This window comes from Leisingera sp. SA215 (assembly GCF_055902035.1).
Genome location: NZ_JBVVXU010000001.1, coordinates 52,665 through 72,405, shown reverse-complemented (window position 1 = coordinate 72,405; position 19,741 = coordinate 52,665). Strand labels below are relative to the sequence as shown.

Genomic DNA, 19,741 nt, shown 5'->3' with positions numbered 1-19,741 from the left:
CTCATTGCCTCCTTACATAGAAGAATTCACTTTCGTGAATTCAACTGCGCAAATTTTTTTGCCGTAACTCCCGCCGGGGCGGGCGCTGTTAAGCGCCAGCCACCTGCACAGAGGTATTCGGGTTCAGGCTCACAGTGCCCAGCTTGCGGATGTGATCCTCGACCACATCCCAGATCATCGGCCCTTCGGTGCCCTCATTCACGCTGGCCCAGCCGGCCACAACATAGGATTTCGCGGGATCAATCGCCTCGCCGCTCTTCAGCAAGGTCATATCGGTAATCCGTTCGCCCTGCGGCTTGGTGATATCGATGCGATAGCCCATGCCGCCGATCCGCACCATGTCGCCGCCCTGCTGATAATAGGGGTCCGGGTTGAAAATGTTGTCGGCCACATCCTCCAGCACCACTTTGATGAACTCGCCGGTCATTTCGGACCGGTATGCCGCGCCGTAGGACATCGAGGTGACGTTCCAGATATCCTCTCGCGTGATGTCGTCACCGGGCACCAGCGACGGCCCCCAGCGCACGCCGGGCGACATGGCGATATCCGCTTCCCGCTCGCTCAGCAGCGCGTCGCAGATCAGGTCGTCCCAGGTGCCATTGAAGTTGCCGCGCCGGTACAGCAGCGTATCGGTCTGGCCGATCACCTCCGCCAGCTGCGCCTTGTAGGGCGCGCGCTCGGCCTCGATCAGCTGCGCCACCGCCGGATCCGGCGCGATCACATCGGAGAAGACCGGGATCAGCTTGTGCCGCAGCCCCATCAACTGGCCGTCGCGCACGTCCAGATCCACGCGGGAGACGAATTTGCCGTTCGAGCCCGAGGCGATGATATGGGTCTTGCCCACCAGCACCGGCGCCGGCAGCGCGTCATGAGTGTGGCCCGACAGGATCACGTCGATGCCCTGCACCTTGCCCGCCATCTTCTTGTCAACATCGAACCCGTTGTGGCTAAGGACCACCACCAGATCGGCGCCCGCCGCGCGGACCTCATCCACCATGGCCTGCATGTTCTCGTCGCGAATGCCGAACGAATACTCCGGGAACATCCAGCCGGGGTTGGCGATCGGCATATAGGGGAAGGCCTGACCGATCACCGCCACCTTGGCGCCGCCGCGCTCAAAGAACTTGTAGGGCTTGAACAGCTCGGCCGGCTCATCCCATTCGGCATCAAAGATGTTCTGGCCAAGCGCAGCAAAGGGCAGCCCTTCGACAATCTCGTTGACCCGCTCGGAGCCCAGTGTGAACTCCCAGTGAAAGGTCATCGCATCCGGCTTCAGCGCGTTCATCACGTTGACCATGTCCTGGCCTGCCGTGTGATGGCAGGTATAGGAGCCGTGCCAGGTGTCGCCGCCATCAAACAGCAGCGCGTCAGGGCGGTCGGCGCGGATCGCGTTGATCACCGTCGCCACCCGGTCCAGCCCGCCAACGCGGCCGTATCCCTTGGCCAGCGACGCAAAATCATCATGGGTCAGCGCATAGGCCGAGGGGCTGCCATCGGCGATACCATAGGCGCGGCGGAAATCGGCGCCGGTGATATGCGGCACATGGCCCTTGTTGGCGCCGACGCCCAGATTGACCGAGGGTTCGCGGAAATGGATCGGCTTCAACTGGCCGTGAATATCAGTCACATGGATCAGGCTGATGTTACCAAAGCTGTCAAACTCCAGAAGCTGGTCCTGGGTCAGCGACTGCTGCGCAGCCAGCCGCGCCCAATTGCCAAAGCCTGACGCCCCCATCATGGCCGAGGCGGCCATGGTAACCTGCAGAAAATCGCGGCGCGAGATCATGAGTACCGGTATCCTGTATGCTCACGCGATATATTCGCGTAAATGAATGTTTATAAAGAGAGACGCCCCGCACCTGCATCCAGGCGCGGGGCGCAAAGATCAGTTGCGGACGGAAGGTGCTTCGACCGACAGCCCGTTGCCGCGCGAGGCAACATAAAGCTCCAGCGCCACAAACTCAGCCGAGCCGGGCTTGTAGGTTTCGGCGCGGGTGTCACGGATGCAGCCCTTGAACCGCGCGTGCGCCGTGTTCAGCTTGGTGTTCTTCAGCCGGTACACCGGGAAGCCATTGATGTGGCCCTGGCTCAGATGGTCGGCGCGGATCATGTTGCCATAATTGTCTTCATGGCAATTCGCGCAGGACAGCTCCAGCTGGCCGGTGCGGGTGTAATACATCTCTTTGCCCTGCTCCCATGCCGGCTGAGCCGGGCCGTCGATGGCCACATTCACCGGCATGCCGCGTGACTGGACCGAGATCAGCGCCTCCATCGCGGCCATTTTGCCACCGGAATACTTCCACTTCTCGGCGCCCATCTGGTTTTCGCGGCAGTCGTTGATCTGCATGTTCAGGGTGCGGACCTCGCCTGCGGTCTCGTTCCACTTGGGATAGACCGCGCGCACACCGGCCATGCTTGCCTCCACATCATCGTGGCAGGACGCACAGGACTTGCCTTCGGAGCCTTCGGCGGTGTTCCAGGTGTCAATCGCCTGATCGACGAATATCATCGCCGGGTTCTCGAAATCATCCATCTGCAGGGCCTGGGTTTCATCCTTGCGGAAGTGCCAGCCCGACATCACCTCGTCCAGCACATCCGACACATGGGCGGGCGCGGCGGTCTTGGTGACCATCTCGATGTCCTCGTTGACCACCAGAGTGTCATCATCGGGGCCTGCTGCGGCGGCCATCGGCAGCGCCAGCACAGCGGCAATGGCTGTAATTGCCTGTTTGTTCATTCCCTGTCCTCCCTTGGGTGCCTGCCCTGCCCGGATCAAACCGGACAAGACGCGTGCCTGAAGATCCGGAACGGATCAGCCAATGGCGATGTTCTTTTTGGTGTCGTAGACCGAGCCGTCGTCGTCATACCAGGTGAAGACAAACTCACCGGCTTCCGGGACGACAGCTTCGAATTCGAAATACGGGTTAGTGGAGATCGCAGGCTCCATCGCCACATCCACAACCGTCTCGCCGTTGAATTCGCAGGTAAAGCGGTTGATGATCGAGCGCGGGATCAGGTTGCCTTCCTTATCCTTGCGCTGACCGCTTTCCATCTTGTGGCTGATCAGGGTCTTGATGGTGACCGCCTCACCGGCGGCAGCGGACTTCGGGACCTTGACGCGGGGTTTAACACCGGATGCCATGTCTTTAATTCTCCTTAAGAATTCTGTTCAGGGAGCGCACAGCCTCAGCCGCCGCAGCCGCCGATGGTCACTTTGACGGTGGCGCTGGCCTTGGCAAAGGAGCCATCAGCCAGCTTGGCAACCGCAACCACGTCCTGGGTGCCTGCCAGACGGATCCGGGTCGAGGCCGACTGCTGCGCGGCACCGGGCCCGAAATTGAAGGTCGCAACGCCCGGTTCCGGGTTGCCGGTGGCCAGCACCAGGATCGCGGAAGCGCCTTCTGCAGCCACGGACACCGGAACTGTGTTGCCGTTTTCAGCAATTTCCGGCGCGGTCAGGGTGACGCCGCCCTCGGCGATTTCCGCACCACCGGTAAAGGCGGCGATCCGGTCGTCCGCCGCCGCATTCGCACGGAACGGCAGCACGGTCACCATGGCAGCGCCCAGGCCCATCGCCAGGGTCTCACGGCGTGAGAACTCCATCATATCTCTCCTTTGAATTCTCTGAAGGCTGCGAAGCGCACAAGGCCCCGCCCGTGCCTTACTCTTCTTTCAGCGTCGCAAGGAACGCGACCACATCCTCAATCTCCTGCGCCGTCAGGATCGGCGGCAGCGGCTCGGTTCCGGCTTCGCCGGTATAGGCATCGCCCGGGCGGATGAAGCCATCGACCTTGTAAAAGGCCGGCATCATGGTGCCCTCGAATGTCATCTTGGCATTGGCCACCAGCCCGCGCAGCTCTGCTTCGGTCCAGCGGTCGCCGGCGCCATCCAGCGACGGGCCGATCTCGCCATGGAACGGCACATCCGCCAGCGCTGTCAGCTGGTGGCAGGCCACGCAGTTGCCCTTGGATTTGGTGCCGGCCACCAGCGCGCCATTGACGGCATCGCCCGCAACCCCCGTCAGCGACACGGCCACTTCGCCATACTCGCCGTACTGCACCGCTTTCGGAGCAACCTCCCCGGCCCAGACCGCATTCCCGGCCAGGCTCAGCGCCAGTGTCAGAGATGTAAGCTTCATGTGTCCTCCCATTGGCTGCCGCTTTCACCGGGCGGCTTGCTTAGCTGCTGCATACCGTAGGGCACTGCCGCCCCTGCACGCAACAACAAATTCAGTATTATGAATTTTTGCGGATTATGCGCCGGGCCCCTAGTCTGCAGATCCATTATTGCGCTCGCGAATCCGGCGCGCGTGATAACGCTGGAAATCTTCACCGCTCTCAGCCGCATAGCGCTTTTCATTGACCCATGTAAACATGTCCAACGTGGTCCCGGCGCCAAAGGCCCCCGGCATCACCGCCACCGCCGCCTCAGGCGCCGTGGCATCGTCCGCCACCGCTTCCGGCAGGAACAGAATCGTCGGTGTGAACAGCATTCCCCATTTTCGCGCCATCTCTTTTTCCGGCAGCACCTCGCCATCGAAATCGGTGACCTCGATATCGCCGTGCAGGTTCAGCTGCACGACAAAGAAGTTCTCTTCAATGTATTGGCTGACCTCGGGGCGCGGAAAGGTTTCCTCATGCATCTTGGTGCAATAGATGCAGCCGCGCTGTTCAAAGATCAGCGCCAGCCGCTTGCCCTCGCCATTGGCTTCTTCCAGATCCTCGCGCAGATCCTTGAAGGTGTCCCGCATCCAGGACGTCTTGTGCAGACCGTCATCGCCCAGATCCGCCGCCGCTGCTCCCACTGCCAAGGGCGTGGATAAAACCACCGCCATTAACGCTTTCGCAATATTTCTCAGCATGTTATCTCCCATACCTCAGTTAGCCGATTGTGCTGAAACCCGGCATCCAGCGGATCATCGCATCGGCAATCAGCCGTACCCCGCCGGTTGCGATCAGCACCGCAAACAGCACCAGCATTACCCCCATGCCCTTTTCCACCCAGGCAAATGCTGCCCGGTGCCGCGCCACCCAGGACAAAAAGGGCCGTGCAAACAGCGCCGCCGCCACAAAGGGCGCGGTCATCCCCAGCCCGTACACAAGCAGCAGCAGCCCGCCGCGCCAGATATCCCCCATGCCGGAAGCAATCATCAGGATCGAGGCCAGTGCCGGCCCCACGCAGGGCGTCCAGCCAAAGCCGAAAGCCAGCCCCGTCAGATAGGCGCCCAGCATGGTGGAGGGCTCCGCAGAACTCTCCATCCGCGCCTCGCGGTACAGCAGCGGGATCTTCACCACGCCCAGAAAATGCAGCCCGAACAGCAACAGCAGCGCCGCAGCGCCGTAAGATAGAATTTCAAGGTACTGTCCAAACAGCTGCCCCAGCGCGGTGGCCCCCATGCCCATCAGCATAAACACGGTGGTGACACCGGCGGCAAAGCAGAAAGCCGAGGCCAGCAGCCGCCGCTGCGCTCCGGCAGCAATCGCCCCGTCCCCACGCAACTCGGCCATCGACAGCCCGCCCATATAGGACAGGTAGAACGGCACCATCGGCAGAATGCAGGGGGTGAAAAAACTCAGCAAACCTGCGATCATGGCGCCAAACAGGGTAATTTCGAGCATCGCCCCTCCCAGACAGCCCCACGCGAACGTTAACGGGCCCGGCTTGTATCATTCACATATTCGAATTAAGTTGTTTCAATAGCAACCGTCAACAGATGGAATGACACGTATGCGCCACATTAGGCAACTGGTTGCAGCCGCAGCGGCAGTCTGCTTATCTCTGCCTGTCTGGGCGGCGGAGCTGGTGATGGTGGAACAGCCGGGCTGCGAATGGTGCGCCCGCTGGAACGAAGAAATCGCCCCGGTCTACCCAAAAACATCCGAGGGCGGATTCGCGCCCCTGCGCCGGGTCGACCTGCGTGCCCTGCCTGATGATCTGCAGGTTGCCCGCCGGGTCATGTTCACACCGACCTTTCTGATCGTCGACGGCGGCCGCGAACTGGCCCGGCTCGAAGGCTATCCGGGCGAAGATTTCTTTTGGCCTTTGCTTGCAGATTTGTTAACCGCCCATACAGGGTTTGTTGAGAGTACGAACACTCATGGCGGCAGCTGACCGGCCGTAGGAGGTCAAGACGGGGAGTACGGCGCCCGCGCGCTGCTCAGGAGGCAACAGATGGCACTACCGCAGTTTTCCGCCGATATGGAACCGGAAGAAATGGACAGGATGGTGGACAACGCCACCAAAGCCTCCAACTTCCTCAAGGCGATCAGCCATGAAGGGAGGCTGATGATCCTCTGCCATCTGGTCTCCGGCGAGAAATCGGTGACCGAACTGGAGGAGCTGTTGTCGGCTCGCCAGGCCGCTGTCTCTCAGCAACTCTCCCGTCTGCGTCTCGAAGGCCTTGTCATTCCCCGCAGGGAAGGCAAGGCGATCTTCTACCGTCTCGCCGACGACAAACCCCGCCGCATGCTGGAAGTGGTCTATGACCTGTTCTGCAAAGACGGAAGCTGAGGCCTGTTTGAAATCCCCGCATGTTTGATCTTCTGACAGAACACCAGCTGGCCGCCTGCATCGGGTTGCTGGGCGGTGTGCTGCTGGGGCTTGCCGCGCGGCTGGGACGGTTCTGCACCCTGGGTGCAATCGAAGACCTGCTGTACGGCGGCTCCTCGCTGCGGATGCGGATGTGGGGTGTGGCCATCGGTGTTGCGGCCGCTTCCAGTTTTGCCCTGATCGGACTGGATCTGATCGATGCCGGACAGTCCTTTTACCTCACGATCCGCTGGATGCCTGCGGCGTCGATCCTTGGCGGGCTGATGTTCGGCTATGGCATGGCTCTCAGCGGCAACTGCGGCTACGGCGCCATCGCCCGGCTGGGCGGCGGCGATCTGCGCAGCTTTGTGATCGTGCTGGTGATGGGCGTCTCCACCTATGTGGTTCTGGCCGGCCCCCTCGCCCCCCTGCGCAACCTGCTTTTCGCGCAGCAGGACGTCACCACCGAGATCCCGCCGGGACTAGCCCATTATGCCGCCGCCTGGAGCGGCCTGCCGGTTGCAGCGATCGGGACGGGTGCCGGTCTTTTGATCCTGCTGATCTCCCTCGCCAACGCGGAACTGCGCGCCGACAGACAGGCGCTGTTCTGGTCTGCCGTAGTCGGGCTGGCAGTCACCTCCGGCTGGGCCGGCACAACTTATATCAATGCCGAAGGGTTCGACGCCCTGCCGGTGGTCTCCCACTCCTTCTCCGCCCCCTTGGGCGAAACCATCCTCTGGACCATGACCGGCAGCCTGCGCCCGTTGTCCTTTGCCGTCGGCTCCATCGCCGGAGTCTGGACCGGCGCTTTCCTTGGCTCGCTGATCAAGGGGCATTTCCGCTGGGAGGCCTGCGAGGACCCGCGCGAGCTGCGCCGCCAGATCATCGGTGCTGCGATCATGGGTGCGGGCGCGGTGATCGCAATGGGCTGCACCGTCGGCCAGGGTCTCAGCGCCTTTTCCGTCCTGGCGGTCTCGGCGCCGGTCACCATGCTGGCGATCTTCACCGGCGCCGCCATCGGGCTGCGCCAGCTGATCGAAGGCTTCCGCCCGGCAGGATAACCAGCTGTCCCCGCGGGGACAGGCAGGCAATTGCAGGCCGCTCCGGCGCATGTGATAGTCTGGTTAATACGCGTTAACCTTTATACCGCTGTTACACGCCTGCCGATAATGATCCCGGTCCGCCTTTGGCCCGCTGGCCAGCCGGCAACGTTTGATGAGAATTTTGGAACCCGCCATGGACCGCAAGCAAATCATTGACGACCCGCAGACCGGCAACAAGGGTGAAGCCTTTGAAACCTTTGATGATATTCCAACCAATCCGAACCAGACCCGCACCATCGGCGACGTGATCGCCAGCCGCTATGGCCGCCGGGACATGCTGCAAGGCCTGCTGGGGGTCTCCGCCACCACCGCCCTGTTCGGCGCCGCCGCCCTCACTGCGCCGCGCCAGGCTGCTGCGATCGGCACGGCGGCAAGCAGCCGCTATGCCTTTGATGAGCTGGCCCGGGGCAACGACGAAACCCATCACGTGGCAAGGGGCTATGACGCCGATGTCCTGCTGCGCTGGGGCGACCCGATCACTGCGGACGCTCCGGACTTCGACGTGATGAACCAATCGGCCGCGGCCCAGCTGCAGCAGTTCGGCTACAACAACGACTATGTCGGCTTTCTGCCGCTGAACGCCGAAGGCTCCCGCGGCCTGCTCTGCGTGAACCACGAATACACCAATGAAGAGGTCATGTTCCCGGGCCTCGGCCGCCAGGACAAGGCGCAGTTCGCCGGCATGACCCAGGCGCTGGTGGACGTTGAGATGGCCGCGCATGGCGGCTCAGTGGTCGAGATCGTCCGCATGGATGATGGCAAATGGGCCGTGGTCCGGGATGGCAAAATGAATCGCCGGATCACGCCGCTGGACACGGTAATGCGTATAGACGGTCCCGCTGCCGGACATCCCCGGATGCAGACCAGCGCAGACCCAAGCGGCGCGCAGGTCATCGGCACCCTCAACAACTGCGCCGGCGGTATGACCCCTTGGGGCACCTGGCTGATGGCCGAGGAAAACTTCCACGGCTATTTCTGGACTGACAGGCTGGACGCCGGCGGCAAGCCGGACCTGTCGGATCAGCCCGAAGCGGCCCGGATGAATCGCTATGGCGTGCCGGGCCTCTGGTACGCCTGGGGCAAGTATTACGACCGCTTCAACATCGACAAGGAGCCCAATGAAGCCAACCGTTTCGGCTGGGTTGTTGAAGTTGATCCGCGTAACCCGGAGGCCGCGCCGGTGAAACACACCGCCCTTGGCCGCTTCCGCCACGAAGGCGCTGAAACCATCACCTCCAAGGACGGCCATCTGGTTGTCTACATGGGCGACGACGCGCGGTTCGACTATCAGTACAAATATGTCTCCAAGGGTGTGGTGTCGGATGACCCGGCTGCCAATTCAAACCTGCTGCGCGATGGCACGCTGTACGCCGCCCGCTTTGACCCGGACGGCAGTGTCCACTGGCTGCCGCTGGTGCAGGGGCAAGGCCCCCTGACGGCTGAAAACGGCTTTGCCAGCCAGGCGGATGTTCTGATCGACGCGCGGCTGGCCGCCGACGCGCTGGGGGCGACGCCGATGGACCGCCCCGAAGATGCCGCCCCGCGCGGCGACGGCACCGCCTACATCATGCTGACCAATAATTCACGGCGCAGTTCCGGCCGGACTGACGCTGCCAACCCGCGGGCAAGGTCGGATTTCGGCCATATCATCGAAATCAAGGAAGACCGAGGCGACCATGCCGCCACCCGCGGCCGCTGGTCGATCCTGGTGAAATGCGGCGATCCGGGCATTGCCGCCGTCGGGGCGGAATGGAACCCGGAAACCTCGGAAAACGGCTGGTTCGCCTCGCCCGACAACTGCGCCTTTGACGCCGATGGCCGCCTCTGGGTCGCCACCGACCAAGGGCGGAAGTGGGGCAAGACCGGCAAATCCGACGGGCTTTACGGGGTGGAGACCGAAGGGGACTTGCGCGGCCATTCCAAGCTGTTCTTCCGCTGCCCTGCAGGCGGAGAGCTGTGCGGACCCTATTTCACCCCGAACGGGCAAACACTGTTCCTGGCGGTGCAGCATCCCGGCACCGACGGCACTACGGCGCTGAAGGGGTTTGCGCGCGCGTCGACTTTTGAAGATCCCGCCACCCGCTGGCCCGATTTCGACCCGGACATGCCGCCGCGCCCCGCGGTGGTTGCGGTGACCCGGCAGGGTGGCGGCAAGATCGCCACCTGACACGGACCCAACCTGTTTTCAAGCGGAGCGCGCCCCGCCCGGGGCGCGCGCAGGTTTCTGCCCTGACGGGCCGGCCGCCGGCTGGCGCACGCGATTGTGAGCCGCCGGCCTGCCTGCTTGACGCTAGAACACAGGAAACCCATCTGGAGGTCCGTCATGTCTTTGAAACGCCTGACCGCTGCCCTGATCCTTGCTGCCTCGGCCGCCGCAGCCGGAAACATCGCGCCGCGCGACGGTTGGGCAGTGCATGAGACCTCCAAACCCTACGGGCAGCTGCTCGAGGACGTCAAAGCCGCGGCCAAGGCCGGGGGCATGGGTGTGGTGACCCAGGCAGGCCCCACCAAGGCCGCAGCCGCACGCGGCATCACCATCCCGGGCAACCGGGTGATCGGCATCTTCAACAATGATTTCGCGGTGAAGATCCTCGCCCTTTCCACCGCGGCGATGATCGAAGCGCCGGTGCGGATGTATGTGACAGAGGAAGAAGACGGCCGCGCCACCCTCTCCTACAAGCTGCCCTCCCATGTCTTCGCGCCCTACGCCGAGGAGGGCGGCGCAGAGCTGCAGGCGCTGGCAGACCAGCTTGATCACCGCTTTGCGCGGATTGCCGAGCGGGCGCAGAAATGACCATTGGGCTTATTTCTGGTCCGAAACACTCAATGCGCATGACATGCGCCAAAATCCGCCGCAGCATTTCTCACACTGGCGTGAGCGGGCTTGCGCGCCGGCGCTGCCTCGGCAATCTGGCGGCAAATCAATGGATTGGACAGACAAGATGACAGAGACCCTGCGCGCAGCCGACGTTCTGGCCCGGCGGTTCTATGAGGCAGGCTGCCGCCACGCTTTCGGCATGCCCGGCGGCGAGGTGCTGACCCTGGTCGATGCGCTGACCAAGGCGGGCATCCGTTTCCACCTGGCCAAGCACGAAAACTGCGCAGGCTTCATCGGCGAGGGCGTGCATCACGCCGACGGCGCGCCGGTCATTCTGGTCGCCACGCTTGGGCCTGGCGCGCTGAACGGCATTAACGTTGTGGCCAATGCCCACCAGGACCGGGTGCCGATGCTGGTGCTGACCGGCTGCGTCGACGCGGCAGAGGAGCACAGCTATACCCACCAGGTGCTCGACCACCGCGCGGTGTTCACCCCCATCACCAAGGCGACCTTCCGGCTTGACGCGGAGGCTGCGGATCTGATCGCCGACAAAGCCGTCGCCATAGCCACGGCGCCGCGCAACGGGCCGGTGCATATCGATGTGCCGATCTCCACCGCCGATGCGCCCGCCAGGGACCGGGGCATCCGCCGCGCGCCTGCAAGTGAAACCGCGCCAAGCGGCGCAGCCCTGGCGCAGGCGCGCTCCTGGCTGGCGGCGGCAGAACAGCCGGTGGCGGTGATCGGTCTGGATGCGCTGCAGGAAAACGCAGGCGCTGCCATCCGCAGCTTCGTTGAGAATCACCGGATTCCGTTCCTAACCACCTACAAGGCCAAGGGAATCATCCCCGAAGACCATCCGCTTTCCTTAGGCGGTGCCGGGCTGTCGCCGCTGGCCGACAGGCATCTTCTGCCGCTGGTGCGGGAGGCCGATCTGGTGCTCTCCCTCGGTTACGACCCGATCGAGATGCGCCCCGGCTGGCGCAATGCCTGGGACGTGGAGACCCAGAACGTGATCGACATCGCTCCCGAGGCCAACACCCATTACATGCACCAGGCAGGCCTGAACGTCCTGGCCGCCATTGCGCCCGCCCTGGCAGCCCTTTCCGACGGCACTGAACCGCGCGGAACTTGGCACAATGGCCGCCCCAAGCAGGCAAAGGCCGCGCTGGCCGGGGCCTTCCCGCAAGACGACGCCTGGGGCCCGGCGGGTGTCATCGCCGAATGCCGCGCCACGCTGCCGCCTGAAACCCTGGCCACCGCCGACAGCGGTGCCCACCGGATCCTGCTCAGCCAGATGTGGACCTGCCATGAGCCGCGCGGGCTGATCCAGTCCTCGGCGCTTTGCACCATGGGCTGCGCGGTGCCGATGGCCATCGGCCGCAAGCTGGCGCAGCCCGGGCGCCCGGTGGTCAGCTTTTCGGGCGATGCCGGCTTCCTGATGGTGGCGGGCGAGCTGTCCACCGCCGCCGAGCTGGGCGCGGCACCGATCTTTGTGGTCTTTGCCGATGCCAGCCTGGCGCTGATCGAACTCAAACAGCGCCAGCGCCAGCTCGCCAATGGCGGCGTGGACTTTGCGCCCCATGACTTTGCCGCAATGGGCCGGGCGTTTGGCGGCAACGGTGTGACCGTGCGCAGCCGAAATGAATTGCGCGCAGCCCTTGAACAGGCGCTCAGCGCTTCCCAGTTCACTGTGATCGCGGCGGAAATCCCTCGCGGAGGATATGATGGCCGGATCTGACATGCTGCCCCACGGCGCCCTCAAGGGCGTCAGGGTTCTCGACCTCTCCCGCATTCTGGCAGGCCCCACCTGCACCCAGCTGCTGGGCGACCTCGGCGCCACCGTGATCAAGGTGGAAAACCCCAAGACCGGCGGCGATGACACCCGCCAATGGGGGCCGCCCTATGCAACTGACGCCGACGGCAACCAATCCGACCTGTCCGCCTATTTCATGGCCGCCAACCGCAACAAACGCTCGGTTTCCATTGATATCGCCACCAAAGACGGCCAGCAGGCCATCCGCCGCCTGGCGGCTGAGGCGGATATCCTGATCGAGAATTTCAAACCGGGCGGGCTGGCGAAATACGGGCTGGACTATGCCAGCCTCAAGGATGATCTGCCGGGCCTGATCTACTGTTCGATCTCCGGCTACGGCCAGACCGGCCCCAACAGCCACAAACCCGGCTATGACATCATGGCGCAGGGGTTCGGCGGCATCATGTCGCTGACCGGCGAACCGGAGGGGCAACCGATGAAGGCCGGCGTCGGCATCGCCGATGTGATGTGCGGCATGTATGCCTGTATCGGCATCCTGTCGGCCCTGCACCACCGGGAAAAAACCGGCGAAGGCCAGCAGATCGACCTGGCACTGGTGGACGCTCAGATCGCCTGGCTGATCAACGAGGGCACCGCCTATCTGAACACCGGGCAGATCCCCAAACGCCGCGGCAACGAGCATCCCAGCATCGTGCCTTACGGCGTCTATGAAACTGCGGACGGCCATGTGATCCTGGCGGTGGGCAACGACAGCCAGTTCCGCCGTTTCATGGAATTCCTCAGGCTCGAAGGCCTGGCAGAGGATGCCCGCTTTGCCACCAACCCGGCCCGGCTGCAGAACCGCGGCGCGCTGAACGGCGTCCTGATCCCTGCGGTGCAGCGGTTCACCACCGAGGAGGTTCTGGACGCGATGGAGACCCGCAAGGTTCCCGCAGGACCGGTGCAGGATCTGGAAACGCTGTTTGCCACCGATCAGGTCGCCGCCCGTGATATGGCCATCAGCATGGACAGCGCGGCCGGCCCGGTCAAACTGCTGGGCAACCCGCTGAATTTCTCCCGCACGCCTGTAACATACCGGCACGCGCCCCCCGTTTGCGGCGAAGCGACGGAGGAGATCCTGGGCGCCAGTGCCCCCTTCGGGCAGCAATAGGTGCCGCCATTCGCGGCGGCTTTCCGCCAAGTGTTACAATTTCCGGCAAAGCATTGCCAAAACGGCGGTGCTTTCGCAGCGCGCAAATCCTTCCGCTTGCATAAATTTCCACGGAAATCCTACACATCCGGCGTATTTTGCATTCAGACACACACAGGCCTTCACCAAACCGCGAGCAGGGTTCGCCCGGGCTGACCCGATGAACTACTCTTTCATCAGGACACCGGCCCCGCACTTTATTTGAGAAAGATTGGACACCCATGACGCATGATATTTTCGGCCAAGACACCAGCCTGACCGATGCAGCGGCGCTGCGGGATTGGAATGCCGTGCAGATGGGGGTTCTGGCCCACGCCGCAGCGACGGCCGATCACCTGGGCGCGGTGCTGAAATCGGCGCCTGATTTTGCCTTGGCTCATGCGGTTAAGGGATTGTCTCTGCTGATGCTGGGCCGCCGGGAGTTGCTGCCGGCCGCGCAGGCGGCCCTGCGCGACGCCAAGTCGCACTACGAAGGTGCCCTGCCGCGCGAGCGTAAATATGCCGATGCGCTGGAAGCCTGGCTGGCGGGCCGGCCCAGCCAGGCGATCCGCCGGATGGAAGAGGTTCTGGATGCCTTCCCGCAGGACACCCTGGCAATGAAGCTCAGCCACGGCATCCGCTTTATCCTTGGCGACCCGGAAGGGATGCGTGCCTCCGTTGAGAGAGTGATGCCTGCTTACGCGCCGGATCACGCGGGCCGCGGCTACCTTCTGGGCTGCCACTCCTTTGCACTGGAGGAAACCGGCGAATTTGAGCGCGCGGCCAATGCCGGCCGCCAGGCGCTGTGGATGGCCCCCGATGATGCCTGGGGCCTGCATGCCGTGGCACATGTGCATGACATGACCGGCAATGCCAGATCAGGGCTGGAGTGGCTGCACGGCCGCGAGGAGGCCTGGGCCCATTGCAACAACTTCCGCTACCACGTCTGGTGGCACAAGGCGCTGATGCATCTGGATCTGGGCCAGATGGACGAGGCGCTGGCGCTGTATGACACCGCGGTGCGCAAGGATAAGACCGACGATTACCGCGACATCTCCAACGCCACCTCATTGCTGGTGCGGCTGGAGCTGGAAGGCGTCGATGCCGGCAACCGCTGGGAGGAACTGTCAGAGCTTTGCGCCAACCGGACCGAAGACGGCAGCCTGATTTTCGCCGACCTGCATTATCTTCTGGCCCTCACCGGACACCGCAGGGGCGACGCCCATAAGCTGGTCCAAAGAATCCACGCCGACGCCGGACAGGGCGGGTCCGAGGCCCGTGAGCGCATGGCCGATCCGGGCTGCGCGGCAGCCGATGGCCTGGAAGCCTTCGGCGACGGCAACTACCAGTCCGCCTTCAGGCATCTTGCTGCTGCCCGCGGCAGCCTGCAGCTGGCCGGCGGCAGCCATGCGCAACGCGATGTATTTGAACGCATTACCATAGACGCGGGAATCCGCTCAGGCCAGCTTGACGCGGTCGAAGCAATCCTGGATGACCGCCGGATCAAACGCGGCGGCACCGAGGACAATTACGCGCTCGCCCGCCGCACCCTGATCGCCGAAGGCCGGAACCCGCCCGGTGCTGCCAGCGTCCCCGCAGAATAAGACCTTCAAGGACCAAAACCACAGATGTCCAGTGTTGCGCCCTTCCCCGGGCCTCAGAAAGATCCCGGCGCTGCCAACCGCGCAGCCCCCCCGCCGCAACCGGCCCAGCCGCCGGTGCGCGATCCGCGGCTCGATTTCTATCGCGGCATTGCCATGTTCATCATCCTGGCGGCCCATATCCCGGGCAACCGCTGGACCGGCTGGATCCCGGCCCGCTTCGGGTTCTCGGATGCGACCGAGATCTTTGTGTTCTGCTCCGGCATGGCCTCGGCCATCGCCTTTGGCGGCTCCTTTGCCAGGCAAGGCTGGAGGCTGGGCACCGCCCGTGTTCTGTTCCGCTGCTGGCAGGTGTTCTGGGCCCATATCGGCCTGTTTGTCTTTATTGCCGTCTCAGTGGCTGCCATCGACCTTTATGGCGGCTTCGAGAAAAGCTATGTGAACTCTCTGAACCTCGGCCATTTCTTCAAGGATCCGATGACCCAGCTGGTGGGGCTGTTCACCCTGACCTATGTGCCGAATTATTTCGACATTCTGCCGATGTACCTGGTGGTGCTGATGCTGATGCCGCTGATGATGGGGCTCGAGAAGATCGGCCTTTGGGCCGTTGCCATGGCGTCTGTCCTGATCTGGCTCACTGCCAACCCCTATATGATCGGGCTTGGCCCCAATGGCCTGTCGCTGCCCGCAGAACCCTGGTCGGAGCGCGAATGGTTCTTCAACCCCTTCGGCTGGCAGCTGCTGTTCTTCACCGGCTTTGCCTTCATGAAAGGCTGGCTGCCGAAGCCGCCGGTCTCCAAGCTGCTGATCGTGCTGGCCGCCGCCTTTTTGATTCTGTCGGCGCCCTATGGCTCGTGGAAAGTCTTCACCTGGGTCAAATCCGCCAGCCCGGAACTGGCCGATCTGATCATGCCGGGCCGCGATGCCATTGGCGAATGGCGCGAAAAGACCGACTTCGGCCTGCTGCGCTATGCCCATTTCCTGGCGCTGGCCTATCTGGGCTGGGTCGCTGCCGGCGAAGGCGGCAAGCGCCTGATTGCGTCCGGCTCCTCCGCCGCCGCCCGGATCTGGTCGGTGTTGCTGCAGGTCATCACCAAGGTCGGCCAGCAATCGCTGGCGGTGTTTGTCTTCTCGATGGCGCTGGCCCGGTTCATCGGCTTTGCGCTTGACCAGACGGACCGCGCGGTTATGACCACGGCATTCGCCAACCTGCTTGGCTTTTTCCTGATTATTGTCTGCGCTTACACCGCAGCCTGGTTCAAGTCTCAGCCATGGAGAGCCAAGAAATGAGCTCTTTTTCCCGCCGTTCCTTTCTGGCCGCCGCGCTAGGCAGCACCGCCCTGGCTGCGCTGCCCGGGTTTGCCGGTGATGCCATGCCCTTTACCCGCGATACGGTGGTGGCCAAGGCCCGCGCACTGGCCGCAAAGCCCTATGCCGAGCGCCCGGCGGTGCCGCAGGATTGGCTTGACCAGTCCTATGACGATTATAAATCCCGCTGGTTCCGCACCAAGGACGCGCTGTGGTCCAAGACCGACCGCAGCTACAACGTCGATTTCTTCCTGCCCGGCCTCTACTTCCCGCGGGCGATCCAGATCAACACCGTAACGAATGGCCTGTCCAGCCGCATGCCGTTCGACTTGTCGCTGTTCGACAAGAATGAAAAGGCGCCGGAGCTGACTACAGAAGGCCACCTGGGCTATTCCGGCCTGCGTTTGCGCACCGATCTGGACGACCCCACCAAAAAGACCGAGTTCTGCGTTTTCCAGGGCGCCAGCTATTTCCGCGCCATCGGCATCGGCAACGCCTACGGGCTGTCGGCCCGCGGACTGGCACTGAAAACCGCAGATCCCGAGGGAGAGGAATTCCCTGAATTCATCGAGTTCTGGCTTGAGGCCCCGGCCCCCGGCCAGCGTTCGATGGTGGTGCATGCGCTGATGGATTCACCCTCTGTCACCGGCGCCTACCGCTTTACCATCACCCCCGGCAGCAGCGCCGTGATGGATGTGGACGCGACGCTGTTCGCCCGCGTGGACCTGAATCACGCAGGCCTTGCGCCGCTTACTTCCATGTTCCTGTTCGATGCCACCAACCGCAGCCGGTTCGACGACTTCCGCCCGGCGGTGCATGACAGCGACGGCCTTCTGGTGCTGAACGGCAATGGCGAAACCCTGTGGCGCCCGCTGGCCAATCCCACGCGGCTGCAAGTCTCATCCTTCGTCGATGAAAACCCGCAGGGTTTCGGCCTGATGCAGCGCCCGCGCAAACTGTCGGAATTCAACGATCTGGAAGCCTTCTATCACAACCGCCCCTGCCTGTGGGTCGAACCCAAGGACGACTGGGGCCAGGGCGCGGTCACCCTGGTGGAAATCCCGGCGGACAAGGAAATCTACGACAATATCGTCGCCTACTGGCGCCCCCGCGACCCCTATGCCGCCGGGTCCGAGGTAAACCTGAATTACCGCCTCACCTGGGGCGAGGAACCGGTGCTGTCGATGCCGCGGGTGATCGACACCGCCGAGGGCGCGCGGATCTTTGGCGGGCCGGGCCGGATCATGACCATCGACTTCGATGCCCATCCGCTGTTTGACGGCGGCCCGGACACTCTTGACGTTCACATCCACTCTCCCCATGTGGCGGCCAGCGAGGGCGTGCTGCAGCGCAACCCGGAAACCGGCGGCCTTCGGCTCGCCTTTTATTTCGATCCCGGCGATCGGGATCACGTCGAACTTCGCGCCCAGCTCAGGAAAAACGGCAATGCCGCTTCCGAAGTCTGGCTTTACAGGTGGACCGCATGACCGCATGTGACCTGATGCCCCCGGAACAGCCCCTGGCAATGCCGGAGCAGGATTTCAGCAAGGGCTTCCGCGACGCAGAAGCCCCCGGCGATGCCGCGCCGCGACAGGTGGCACTGTGGCGGCTGCTGGCCTTCTCGCCTGCGATGCTGGCGACCGGTGTCCTCACCTGGGTTATGCGGGGCTGGTTCACCGCTGACGGGTTTTCGCTGCTGGAACTGGTACTGCTGGCGCTGATCGCCTTCAATTTCTTCTGGATTGCCTTCACCGTCTCCACTGTGCTGCTGGGCCTCTACGGGCTGTCGCGGCGGGAAAAGACCGTGGTCCGCGGCCCGGCGCGGCCGATGAAGGTGGCGCTTTTGATACCGGTCTATAACGAGGTGCCCTGGTATGTGCTGGGCAACGCCCAGACCATGCTGCAGGAACTGCACGGCCGCGGCGGCCAGCATGAATACGCGATGTTCATCCTGTCGGACACCCGCGATGACGCAATTGCCGAACAGGAACGCGCCAGTGTCACGGCGCTGCGCACGATGCTGCCGCAGGGAACGGAACTATACTACCGCCGCCGCGCCGAAAACGCTGGGCGCAAGGTCGGCAATATCTCCGACTGGGTGCGCCGCTGGGGGGCGGATTACGAGGCGATGCTGGTCTTGGATGCCGACAGCCTGATGACAGGCCGCGCCATTGCCCGGCTGGCCGATGCGCTGGCCCGCGATCCCAGCGCCGGCCTGATCCAAAGCTACCCGCAGCTCATTGGCGCCCAGTCCGTCTTTGGCCGGATGCAGCAGTTCGCCAACGGCGTCTATGGCCTCGCACTGGCCGAGGGCCTGGCCCGCTGGGCCGGGCACGAAGGCAACTACTGGGGCCATAACGCCATCATCCGCACCCGCGCCTTTGCCGCCTGCGCCGGCCTGCCGCTGCTGCGCTCGCGCTTTGGCCGCGGCGGCAAGCTGATCATGAGCCATGATTTCGTCGAAGCGGGCCTGCTGCGCCGGGCCGGGTGGTCGGTGCGCTTCCTGCCCCGCATCCGCGGCTCCTACGAGGAGACGCCCGCCACCCTGATCGACCACATCCTGCGCGACCGGCGCTGGTGCCAGGGCAACCTGCAGCACCTCAACCTGCTGCATGCCAAGGGCTTCCGCGCGATCTCGCGGTTCCACCTTTTTGCCGGAGCAATCGGCTATCTGATGGCGCCGGTGTGGTTTGCCTTGCTGGTGCTCTGGGCCGTGATCGGCCGCAGCGAGGAAGCCTCGGTGATCAGCTACTTCAGCGAAGCCAACCCGTTCCGCCCCAGCTGGCCGGACATGTCCGAACCCAAGCATGTGCTGGTCATCCTGCTGATCTACGCAATGCTGCTGGCGCCCAAAATGCTCTCTGCAGCCGCGCTACCGCTGACCGGCAGCCGGTTTTCGGAATACGGCGGGCCGCTGCATTTTGCTCTGTCCTTTTTGTCCGAAGTACTGCTGGCGATCCTCTATGCGCCGATCCTGATGGTGCAGCAGATGATCGCGGTGTTCCGCACCGCATTGGGCCTGCAGCGCGGCTGGGAACCGCAGGCCCGCGACGGCGGCAGCTACGCCTTGCGCACGCTGTTCACCTGCCATGCGCTGGAAACCGTCAGCGGCGTGGCGCTCTGGGCCGGGATCCTGTCCGGCACCGTATCCCTGTGGCTGGCACCGATTGCGCTGTCGCTGGTGCTGGCGGTGCCGCTGTCGGCGCTGTCCGGGGTGAAGACCGTGAACCGCATCCGCAACTGGATGGCGACGCGGGAGGAGTTCAGCGAACCCCAGATCACCCGCGCCGCCCGCGTGGCGCGCGCTGACCTGAAGGCGCTGCTGGACGGCAATGGCGCCCGCAGCACCCCGGCGGAATAAACCGGCTGCGCCGGGCTGCCCCTGTCAGCCTTGGGCCAGGCGCCGCGCTGGCGCGCTGCCTGGCTCCACGCTTTGACGGA

18 protein-coding genes are annotated in these 19,741 nt (G+C 63.7%); 11 read left to right on the top strand and 7 right to left on the bottom strand.

The features are described 5' to 3' along the window. Positions 1-88: 88 nt before the first annotated feature. The 7 genes from soxB to AC0KW6_RS00300 all read right to left on the bottom strand — a co-directional run bounded on the left by soxB (position 89) and on the right by AC0KW6_RS00300 (position 5,618). Positions 89-1,786 (bottom strand): thiosulfohydrolase SoxB, encoded by a 1,698-nt coding sequence (gene soxB / locus AC0KW6_RS00330; protein ID WP_474033788.1) that lies wholly within the window; start codon positions 1,784-1,786, stop codon positions 89-91. Between the two features lie 99 nt (positions 1,787-1,885). After that, positions 1,886-2,737 (bottom strand): sulfur oxidation c-type cytochrome SoxA, encoded by an 852-nt coding sequence (gene soxA / locus AC0KW6_RS00325; RefSeq protein WP_323776001.1) that lies wholly within the window; start codon positions 2,735-2,737, stop codon positions 1,886-1,888. A 75-nt stretch (positions 2,738-2,812) separates the two neighbouring features. After that, complete coding sequence (soxZ, locus tag AC0KW6_RS00320; protein WP_323776002.1) at positions 2,813-3,142, bottom strand: thiosulfate oxidation carrier complex protein SoxZ; 330 nt, start codon at positions 3,140-3,142, stop codon at positions 2,813-2,815. 44 nt (positions 3,143-3,186) lie between these two features. Further along, entirely contained in the window at positions 3,187-3,603 is a 417-nt protein-coding gene (gene soxY, locus AC0KW6_RS00315) for a thiosulfate oxidation carrier protein SoxY (RefSeq protein ID WP_474033787.1), read from the bottom strand. A 58-nt stretch (positions 3,604-3,661) separates the two neighbouring features. Beyond that, entirely contained in the window at positions 3,662-4,138 is a 477-nt protein-coding gene (gene soxX, locus AC0KW6_RS00310) for a sulfur oxidation c-type cytochrome SoxX (protein ID WP_323776004.1), read from the bottom strand. A 129-nt stretch (positions 4,139-4,267) separates the two neighbouring features. Further along, positions 4,268-4,834, bottom strand: a complete 567-nt coding sequence (locus AC0KW6_RS00305; protein ID WP_323776029.1) for a thioredoxin family protein — start codon at positions 4,832-4,834, stop codon at positions 4,268-4,270. Positions 4,835-4,880: 46 nt separating this feature from the next. Further along, positions 4,881-5,618 carry a cytochrome c biogenesis CcdA family protein gene (locus AC0KW6_RS00300; RefSeq protein WP_474033786.1) on the bottom strand — a complete coding sequence of 246 codons (738 nt, stop codon included), beginning with the start codon at positions 5,616-5,618 and terminating at the stop codon, positions 4,881-4,883. Positions 5,619-5,727: 109 nt separating this feature from the next. On the opposite strand from AC0KW6_RS00300, the gene AC0KW6_RS00295 reads away from it, so the two are divergent. The 11 genes from AC0KW6_RS00295 to mdoH all read left to right on the top strand — a co-directional run bounded on the left by AC0KW6_RS00295 (position 5,728) and on the right by mdoH (position 19,661). Then, a complete protein-coding gene (locus AC0KW6_RS00295) occupies positions 5,728-6,111 on the top strand; it encodes a hypothetical protein (protein ID WP_323776006.1) in 384 nt (127 codons plus the stop codon). A 60-nt stretch (positions 6,112-6,171) separates the two neighbouring features. Continuing rightward, positions 6,172-6,510, top strand: a complete 339-nt coding sequence (locus AC0KW6_RS00290) for an ArsR/SmtB family transcription factor (RefSeq protein ID WP_323776007.1) — start codon at positions 6,172-6,174, stop codon at positions 6,508-6,510. A gap of 20 nt (positions 6,511-6,530) precedes the next feature. Then, positions 6,531-7,589, top strand: a complete 1,059-nt coding sequence (locus AC0KW6_RS00285; RefSeq protein WP_323776008.1) for a YeeE/YedE family protein — start codon at positions 6,531-6,533, stop codon at positions 7,587-7,589. A gap of 175 nt (positions 7,590-7,764) precedes the next feature. After that, complete coding sequence (locus AC0KW6_RS00280) at positions 7,765-9,798, top strand: PhoX family protein (protein ID WP_474033785.1); 2,034 nt, start codon at positions 7,765-7,767, stop codon at positions 9,796-9,798. 156 nt (positions 9,799-9,954) lie between these two features. Then, positions 9,955-10,425: a DUF302 domain-containing protein gene (locus tag AC0KW6_RS00275; protein ID WP_323776010.1), complete on the top strand. Its 471-nt coding sequence runs from the start codon at positions 9,955-9,957 to the stop codon at positions 10,423-10,425. Positions 10,426-10,573: 148 nt separating this feature from the next. Next, positions 10,574-12,187 (top strand): thiamine pyrophosphate-binding protein, encoded by a 1,614-nt coding sequence (locus AC0KW6_RS00270; protein ID WP_323776011.1) that lies wholly within the window; start codon positions 10,574-10,576, stop codon positions 12,185-12,187. After that, positions 12,174-13,373, top strand: coding sequence for a CaiB/BaiF CoA transferase family protein (locus AC0KW6_RS00265; protein WP_474033784.1), 1,200 nt, complete (start codon positions 12,174-12,176; stop codon positions 13,371-13,373). Before AC0KW6_RS00270 ends, AC0KW6_RS00265 begins: the two co-directional genes overlap by 14 nt. A gap of 260 nt (positions 13,374-13,633) precedes the next feature. Next, positions 13,634-14,995 (top strand): tetratricopeptide repeat protein, encoded by a 1,362-nt coding sequence (locus AC0KW6_RS00260; protein ID WP_474033783.1) that lies wholly within the window; start codon positions 13,634-13,636, stop codon positions 14,993-14,995. A gap of 24 nt (positions 14,996-15,019) precedes the next feature. Next, complete coding sequence (locus AC0KW6_RS00255) at positions 15,020-16,282, top strand: OpgC family protein (protein WP_323776014.1); 1,263 nt, start codon at positions 15,020-15,022, stop codon at positions 16,280-16,282. After that, positions 16,279-17,787 (top strand): OpgD/OpgG family glucan biosynthesis protein, encoded by a 1,509-nt coding sequence (locus tag AC0KW6_RS00250; protein WP_474033782.1) that lies wholly within the window; start codon positions 16,279-16,281, stop codon positions 17,785-17,787. The genes AC0KW6_RS00255 and AC0KW6_RS00250 overlap by 4 nt, the downstream gene beginning before the upstream one ends. Next, positions 17,784-19,661: a glucans biosynthesis glucosyltransferase MdoH gene (gene mdoH, locus AC0KW6_RS00245; protein ID WP_323776016.1), complete on the top strand. Its 1,878-nt coding sequence runs from the start codon at positions 17,784-17,786 to the stop codon at positions 19,659-19,661. The genes AC0KW6_RS00250 and mdoH overlap by 4 nt, the downstream gene beginning before the upstream one ends. Positions 19,662-19,741 lie beyond the last annotated feature (80 nt).

Coding starts and splice junctions, on each gene's coding strand:
- AC0KW6_RS00250 (WP_474033782.1), top strand. CDS start 16,279: ATGAGCTCTTTTTCCCGCCGTTCCTTTCTGGCCGCCGCGCTAGGCAGC.
- soxX (WP_323776004.1), bottom strand. CDS start 4,138: ATGAAGCTTACATCTCTGACACTGGCGCTGAGCCTGGCCGGGAATGCG.
- soxZ (WP_323776002.1), bottom strand. CDS start 3,142: ATGGCATCCGGTGTTAAACCCCGCGTCAAGGTCCCGAAGTCCGCTGCC.
- soxB (WP_474033788.1), bottom strand. CDS start 1,786: ATGATCTCGCGCCGCGATTTTCTGCAGGTTACCATGGCCGCCTCGGCC.
- AC0KW6_RS00280 (WP_474033785.1), top strand. CDS start 7,765: ATGGACCGCAAGCAAATCATTGACGACCCGCAGACCGGCAACAAGGGT.
- AC0KW6_RS00275 (WP_323776010.1), top strand. CDS start 9,955: ATGTCTTTGAAACGCCTGACCGCTGCCCTGATCCTTGCTGCCTCGGCC.
- AC0KW6_RS00270 (WP_323776011.1), top strand. CDS start 10,574: ATGACAGAGACCCTGCGCGCAGCCGACGTTCTGGCCCGGCGGTTCTAT.
- AC0KW6_RS00265 (WP_474033784.1), top strand. CDS start 12,174: ATGGCCGGATCTGACATGCTGCCCCACGGCGCCCTCAAGGGCGTCAGG.
- mdoH (WP_323776016.1), top strand. CDS start 17,784: ATGACCGCATGTGACCTGATGCCCCCGGAACAGCCCCTGGCAATGCCG.
- AC0KW6_RS00285 (WP_323776008.1), top strand. CDS start 6,531: ATGTTTGATCTTCTGACAGAACACCAGCTGGCCGCCTGCATCGGGTTG.
- AC0KW6_RS00255 (WP_323776014.1), top strand. CDS start 15,020: ATGTCCAGTGTTGCGCCCTTCCCCGGGCCTCAGAAAGATCCCGGCGCT.
- AC0KW6_RS00300 (WP_474033786.1), bottom strand. CDS start 5,618: ATGCTCGAAATTACCCTGTTTGGCGCCATGATCGCAGGTTTGCTGAGT.
- soxA (WP_323776001.1), bottom strand. CDS start 2,737: ATGAACAAACAGGCAATTACAGCCATTGCCGCTGTGCTGGCGCTGCCG.
- AC0KW6_RS00295 (WP_323776006.1), top strand. CDS start 5,728: ATGCGCCACATTAGGCAACTGGTTGCAGCCGCAGCGGCAGTCTGCTTA.
- soxY (WP_474033787.1), bottom strand. CDS start 3,603: ATGGAGTTCTCACGCCGTGAGACCCTGGCGATGGGCCTGGGCGCTGCC.
- AC0KW6_RS00305 (WP_323776029.1), bottom strand. CDS start 4,834: ATGGCGGTGGTTTTATCCACGCCCTTGGCAGTGGGAGCAGCGGCGGCG.
- AC0KW6_RS00260 (WP_474033783.1), top strand. CDS start 13,634: ATGACGCATGATATTTTCGGCCAAGACACCAGCCTGACCGATGCAGCG.
- AC0KW6_RS00290 (WP_323776007.1), top strand. CDS start 6,172: ATGGCACTACCGCAGTTTTCCGCCGATATGGAACCGGAAGAAATGGAC.